Origin of the sequence: Methyloceanibacter marginalis (assembly GCF_001723295.1) — a bacterium.
Lineage (GTDB): Bacteria > Pseudomonadota > Alphaproteobacteria > Rhizobiales > Methyloligellaceae > Methyloceanibacter > Methyloceanibacter marginalis.
In genome coordinates this window covers 1-5,960 of record NZ_LPWD01000318.1, presented here as the reverse complement: position 1 = coordinate 5,960, position 5,960 = coordinate 1, and the positions used below count along the sequence as shown (strand labels likewise).

The following is a 5,960-nucleotide window of genomic DNA, read 5'->3' as shown; positions in this document are numbered from 1 at the left end:
CTCATCCGCTTCGACCGTAACGCGGCGGTTCTGGTGAACCCGCAAGGCGAGCCGGTCGGTACGCGTATCTTCGGGCCGGTCACGCGTGAATTGAGGGCGAGGAAGCACATGAAGATCGTGTCGCTCGCGCCGGAGGTGCTTTGATTATGGCCAAGGTGAAGGTCAAAAAGGGTGACCACGTGGTGGTGCTCACCGGCAAGGATAAAGGCAAGAAGGGTGAGGTGCTGAAGGTGATGCCTGCGGAGAACCGCGCCATCGTCCAGGGCGTCTCCCTGGTGCGCCGCCATCAGCGTCAGACTGCGTCGCAAGAGGGGGGCATCATCACCAAGGAAGCCTCTATCGATATTTCCAACATCGCGCTGGAGGACCCCAAAGACGGGAAGCCCACGCGCGTCGGCTACAAATTTCTAAAGGACGGGCGCAAGGTGCGTTTCGCCAAGCGTTCGGGCGAGGTCATCGATGGCTGAGCAGACATATATTCCGCGGATGAAGCAGCAGTACCTGGACGTGCTGAAGACCGACCTCACCAAGGAGTTCGGCTACAAGAACGTCATGCAGGTGCCGCGTCTGGACAAGGTCGTGCTCAACATGGGCGTCGGCGAAGCCGTCGGCGATTCCAAGAAGGTGCAGTCCGCCGCCGCCGACCTCGGTCTGATTTCCGGCCAGCGCCCGGTCATCACCAAGGCGCGCAAGTCGATCGCCGGCTTCAAGCTGCGCGAGGGCATGCCGGTCGGCGTCAAGGTGACGCTCCGCAAGGACCGCATGTACGAGTTTCTGGACCGGTTGGTGAACATTGCGCTGCCGCGGGTCCGGGATTTCCGTGGGCTTAATCCGAAAAGCTTCGACGGAAGAGGTAATTACTCGATGGGGCTCAAGGAGCACATCATCTTCCCCGAGATCGATTACGACAAGGTGGATGACGTGCTCGGGATGGACATCATCGTGTGTACGACGGCGCAGAGCGACGACGAGGCGCGTGCGCTTCTCAAGGGTTTGAATTTTCCGTTCCGCAGCTAGGGCTATCCGGCTGCACAGGAGGACTGAATGGCTAAGACGAGCATGATCGAGCGGGACAAGAAGCGCCGCCGGCTTGCGAAGAAGTTTGCGTTTCGCCGGGACCGGTTGAAGGCGATCGCCTCCGACCTGTCGGTTCCGGCGGAGGAGCGCTTCGCGGCAAGGCTGAAGCTCGCGGAAATCCCGCGCAACGCTTCGCCGACGCGTATTCACAACCGTTGCGATCTGACCGGGCGCCCGCGCGGTTACTACCGCAAGCTTCGCATGTCGCGCATTGCCTTGCGCGATCTTGCGAGCAACGGACTGATCCCGGGCATGGTCAAGTCGAGCTGGTAAGGACGGTCGATGATTAACGATCCTCTAGGCGATATGCTAACCCGCATCCGTAACGCGCAGATGCGGCATAAGAATAGGGTGACAACGCCCGCCTCCAAGCTGCGCGAGCGTGTGCTCGACGTGCTGGCGGAGGAAGGCTATATCCGCGGCTATGCGCGCGTCGATTACGACAGCGGCAAGTCCGAGTTCGAGATCGAGCTGAAATATTTCGACGGCCAGCCGGTCATCAAGGACATCAAGCGGGTGTCGACGCCGGGCCGGCGCGTATATTCCTCGGTGAAGGAACTGCCGACGGTCGCCAACGGCCTTGGCGTAGCCATCCTGTCGACGCCGAAGGGCGTCATGTCGGATTCGCGGGCGCGTAACGAGAATGTCGGCGGCGAGATTCTCTGTAACGTGTTTTAGCGGAGCTTTTTGAAGCGAAGGTTTGATTCAATGTCGCGCATCGGCAAACAACCAGTGGCTATTCCCGGCGGGGTCACCGCCGCGATCGATGGCCAAGAGGTCAAGGTGAAGGGCCCCAAGGGCGAGCTCAGGCATGTGCTCGTCGACGAGGTGATTGCCAAGACGGGCGAGAACGGCATCGAGATCGTCATGCGCGAGGACACCAAAGAGGCGCGCGCCATGTGGGGCATGTCGCGCACGCTGGTGGCCAACCTCGTCACGGGCGTGACCGACGGTTTCTCCAAGACGCTGGAGATCACCGGCGTCGGCTATCGCGCGGCGATGCAGGGCCAGGCGATCCAGCTGCAGCTCGGCTACAGCCACGACATCACCTATCCGCTTCCGGATGGTATTCAGGCGCAGTGCCCGAAGCCGACGGAAATCGTGATCAGCGGGATCGACAAGCAGCAGGTCGGCCAGGTCGCTGCGGAGATCAGACGGTTCAGGCCGCCGGAGCCCTACAAGGGCAAGGGCGTGCGCTATGCGGGCGAGTACATCCTCCGTAAAGAAGGCAAGAAGAAGTAGCGGGATCAGACATGAGCGCGTTTAACGATAGCTTTTCCCGGCGCACGCGCCGGGTTCGCCACTCGCTGAAGCGGGCGGCCAATGGACGTGCGCGTCTGTCGGTGTTCCGCTCGTCCAAGCATATCTATGCCCAGGTGATCGACGACCGCTCCGGCAAGACCGTGGCGGCCGCCTCGAGCCTCGACAAGGATCTCAGGCGCGCTGCCCAAGGGCAGCGATACGGCGGCGGCGGAAGCCGTTGGCAAGCTTCTCGCCGAACGTGCGACCAAGGCCGGCGTCAAGGACGTCGTCTTCGATCGCGGCGGCTATATCTATCATGGGCGCATCAAGGCGCTCGCAGACGCGGCCCGCGAGGCCGGTCTGAACTTTTAGGTTTGAAGGAAAGGGTCTGACACGTGGCACGAGGTCCCCAATCGCGCGGTTCGCAAGGCAGAGACCGTGACGACCGCGACAGCGAATTCGTCGACAAGCTTGTTCACATCAATCGTGTGGCCAAGGTGGTCAAGGGTGGCCGTCGCTTCGGTTTTGCTGCCCTGGTCGTGGTCGGCGATCAGAAGGGCCGGGTTGGTTTCGGCCACGGCAAGGCGCGCGAGGTGCCCGAGGCCATCCGCAAGGCGACCGAGTCCGCCAAGCGCAGTCTGCTGAAGGTTCCGCTTCGCGAAGGCCGTACGCTGCATCACGATGTGCGCGGGCAGCATGGCGCCGGCAAGGTGGTCTTGCGCGCGGCGCCTCCGGGCACGGCAATCATCGCCGGCGGTCCCATGCGCGCGGTGTTCGAGACGCTCGGGATCCAGGACGTGGTGGCCAAGTCGCTCGGCAGCTCCAATCCCTACAACATGGTGCGCGCCACGTTCGACGCGCTGCGCCATGAGGACAGCCCGCGTGGCGTGGCCGCGCGGCGCGGGAAGAAGGTCAGCGATATCGTTTCACGCCGCCGCGATCAGGCGGGCGAAGGCGTCGAGGCGCAGGCCTAGAGCCAGAAGACAGGGTTGAAGAGACATGGCCGACAAGAAGAAAACAATCGTGGTGGAGCAGATCGGGAGCCCGATCCGCCGTCCCGCCACGCAGCGTGCGACCCTGATCGGGCTCGGCCTGAACAAGATGCACAAGCGGCGGACGCTGGTCGACAGTCCTCAGGTGCGCGGCATGGTGGCCAAGGTGAGCCATTTGGTGCGGATCGTCGAGGACGAGGCCGGAGCCTAAGGAACAAGTATCATGCGACTGAATGAGATCAGGGACCTCCCTGGCGCGACCACTTCGAAGAAGCGTTTGGGGCGTGGTATCGGCTCTGGGCTGGGCAAGACGTCCGGCCGCGGCCAGAAGGGCCAGAAAGCCCGCTCCGGCGTGGCCGTGAAGGGCTTCGAAGGCGGTCAGATGCCGCTGCATCGGCGTCTGCCGAAGCGCGGCTTCGCCAATATTTTCGCCAAGGATTACAGCGTGGTGAATCTCGGCCGCGTGCAGGCCGCGATCGACGCCAAGAAGCTCGATCCCAAGAACCCGGTCACGGTGCAGGCCCTGCTCGATGCGGGCCTCGTTCGCCGCGCGCGCGACGGCGTGCGGCTGCTCGGATCGGGCGAGCTCAAGACCAAGGTGTCCTCGAGGTGACGGGCGCGTCGAGCGGCGCGGTCAAGGCGGTCGAGGCTGCCGGGGGCAGCGTCACGGTGACACCGATGCCGGGCCGGACCGCAAAGCCGGAAGGCGAGGGCAAGCCCAAGAAAGTGCGCAAGGCGGCCGCAGAGTCGTCTGCCAAGAAGGCCGGGGGGGCGCCGGCCAAGAAGGCGGCGCCGAAGAAGGCTCCCGCTAAGAAAGACAAGTCCGAGTGAGATAAGGCGGCCTGATCAAGGGCCGCCCAATCGTCTCGGAGAAGGGTAGATGCGCCGATGGTTTCCGCCGCAGAACAGCTCGTCTCGAATTTGAATTTCGCGCCTTCGCCAAGGCCGACGAGCTCAAGAAGCGCATCTGGTTCACGCTCGTCGCGCTCGTGGTCTACCGACTTGGCACCTATATCCCGATTCCGGGCATCAATCCGGAAGCGCTCGCCGATGTCTTCCGCCAGCAGCAGTCCGGCATTCTCGGCATGTTCAACATGTTCTCCGGCGGCGCGGTCGGCCGCATGGCGATCTTCGCGCTCAACATCATGCCGTACATCTCGGCGTCGATTATCATTCAGCTGCTGACCACCGTCTCGCCGCATCTTGAGCAGCTCAAGAAGGAAGGCGAGCAGGGGCGGCGGCAGATCAACCAATACACGCGCTACGGCACGGTGCTGCTGGCGACGCTTCAGGGCTACGGCATTGCCGTGGGGCTCGAGGGCGCCGGCAATATCGTCACCGATCCGGGCATGTTCTTCCGCATCACCACCGTGATCACGCTGGTCGGCGGCACGGTCTTCTTGATGTGGCTCGGCGAGCAGATCACGGCGCGGGGCGTCGGCAACGGCATCTCGCTGATCATCTTCGCCGGCATCATCGCGGAGTTGCCCTCGGCTCTGGTCGGCACGCTGGAACTTGGCCGCCAGGGCGCGCTGTCGATCGGCCTGATCATCGCCCTGTTCGTCATGGCCATGGGCGTGATCGCGTTCATCGTCTTCATGGAGCGGGCTCAGCGGCGACTCTTGGTGCAATATCCAAAACGACAAGTCGGCAACCGCATGTTCCAGGGCGATGCCTCGCATCTGCCGTTGAAGCTCAACACCGCGGGCGTCATTCCGCCGATCTTTGCCTCCTCGCTGCTGCTGTTGCCGATCACCGTGGCGAACTTCTCGGCCGGCCAGGGTCCGGAGTGGTTGAACTCGATCACGGCCATGCTCGGCCGCGGGCAGCCGCTCTACATTCTGATCTATGTCTCGCTGATCATCTTCTTCGCCTTCTTCTATACGGCGGTGGTCTTCAACCCGAAGGACACGGCCGAGAACCTGAAGAAGTATGGCGGCTTCCTGCCCGGCATCAGGCCCGGCGAGCGTACGGCCGAATATATCGACTACGTGCTGACCCGGATCACCGTGGTGGGGGCGCTCTATCTGGCCGCGGTCTGCGTCTTGCCGGAGATCCTGATCGCCGAATGGGGCGTCCCGTTCTATTTCGGCGGCACCTCGCTCCTCATCGTGGTGAGCGTCACCATGGATACCGTGGCCCAAGTTCAGAGCCATCTGCTTGCCCATCAGTATGAGGGGCTGATCAAGCGGGCCAAGCTTAGGGGAGCGCGGCGGCGATGAACCTGGTCCTGCTCGGCCCGCCCGGCGCGGGAAAGGGGACCCAGGCGAAGCGGTTGCAAGATCTGCGGAGCCTCGTTCAGCTTTCAACCGGCGACATGTTGCGTGCGGCGGTTGCCGCCGGCACAGAGCTGGGACGCCAGGCGGGGCAGCTCATGGAGCAGGGGCAACTCGTGCCCGATGCGCTGGTGATCGGCCTCATCGCCGAGAGCATGGACGAGGGCGAAGACGGCGCGGGCTTTATTCTCGACGGCTTCCCGCGGACCATCGGCCAGGCCGAGGCGCTCGACACGCTGCTTCAGTCGCGCGGCGAGAAGGTGGACCGGGTCGTGGTCATCGAGGTGGACGACGATGCGCTCGTGGCGCGCATCACCGGGCGCTTCACGTGCGCGCCTGCGGGGAGGCTGATCACGAGCTCTTCAAGACGCGA

Annotated in this window: 9 protein-coding genes and 3 pseudogenes; all 12 read left to right on the top strand. The window is 63.5% G+C overall.

Annotation, left to right across the window (positions count from 1 at the left end):
- Positions 1-144, top strand: a 144-nt coding sequence (locus AUC71_RS11655) for an uL14 family ribosomal protein (protein WP_193427042.1), incomplete at its 5' end; no start/stop codon positions are given.
- A gap of 2 nt (positions 145-146) precedes the next feature.
- Positions 147-467 (top strand): 50S ribosomal protein L24, encoded by a 321-nt coding sequence (rplX, locus tag AUC71_RS11650; protein WP_069624400.1) that lies wholly within the window; start codon positions 147-149, stop codon positions 465-467.
- Positions 460-1,017: a 50S ribosomal protein L5 gene (gene rplE / locus AUC71_RS11645; protein ID WP_069624399.1), complete on the top strand. Its 558-nt coding sequence runs from the start codon at positions 460-462 to the stop codon at positions 1,015-1,017. The genes rplX and rplE overlap by 8 nt, the downstream gene beginning before the upstream one ends.
- A gap of 27 nt (positions 1,018-1,044) precedes the next feature.
- Positions 1,045-1,350, top strand: coding sequence for a 30S ribosomal protein S14 (rpsN, locus tag AUC71_RS11640; protein WP_069624398.1), 306 nt, complete (start codon positions 1,045-1,047; stop codon positions 1,348-1,350).
- A 9-nt stretch (positions 1,351-1,359) separates the two neighbouring features.
- A complete protein-coding gene (rpsH, locus tag AUC71_RS11635) occupies positions 1,360-1,755 on the top strand; it encodes a 30S ribosomal protein S8 (RefSeq protein WP_069624397.1) in 396 nt (131 codons plus the stop codon).
- Positions 1,756-1,785: 30 nt separating this feature from the next.
- Positions 1,786-2,319: a 50S ribosomal protein L6 gene (gene rplF / locus AUC71_RS11630; RefSeq protein WP_069624396.1), complete on the top strand. Its 534-nt coding sequence runs from the start codon at positions 1,786-1,788 to the stop codon at positions 2,317-2,319.
- Positions 2,320-2,330: 11 nt separating this feature from the next.
- Positions 2,331-2,691: pseudogene (gene rplR, locus AUC71_RS11625) on the top strand (50S ribosomal protein L18).
- Between the two features lie 23 nt (positions 2,692-2,714).
- Complete coding sequence (rpsE, locus tag AUC71_RS11620; RefSeq protein ID WP_069624394.1) at positions 2,715-3,293, top strand: 30S ribosomal protein S5; 579 nt, start codon at positions 2,715-2,717, stop codon at positions 3,291-3,293.
- A 25-nt stretch (positions 3,294-3,318) separates the two neighbouring features.
- Positions 3,319-3,522: a 50S ribosomal protein L30 gene (gene rpmD, locus AUC71_RS11615; protein ID WP_069624393.1), complete on the top strand. Its 204-nt coding sequence runs from the start codon at positions 3,319-3,321 to the stop codon at positions 3,520-3,522.
- 12 nt (positions 3,523-3,534) lie between these two features.
- A pseudogene (rplO, locus tag AUC71_RS17910) lies at positions 3,535-3,977 on the top strand (50S ribosomal protein L15); the annotation flags it as partial.
- A gap of 222 nt (positions 3,978-4,199) precedes the next feature.
- Positions 4,200-5,533: pseudogene (secY, locus tag AUC71_RS11600) on the top strand (preprotein translocase subunit SecY).
- Positions 5,530-5,960: adenylate kinase (locus AUC71_RS11595; RefSeq protein ID WP_141701640.1), on the top strand; the 431-nt coding region annotated here is incomplete at its 3' end. The pseudogene secY and the gene AUC71_RS11595, both read left to right, overlap by 4 nt.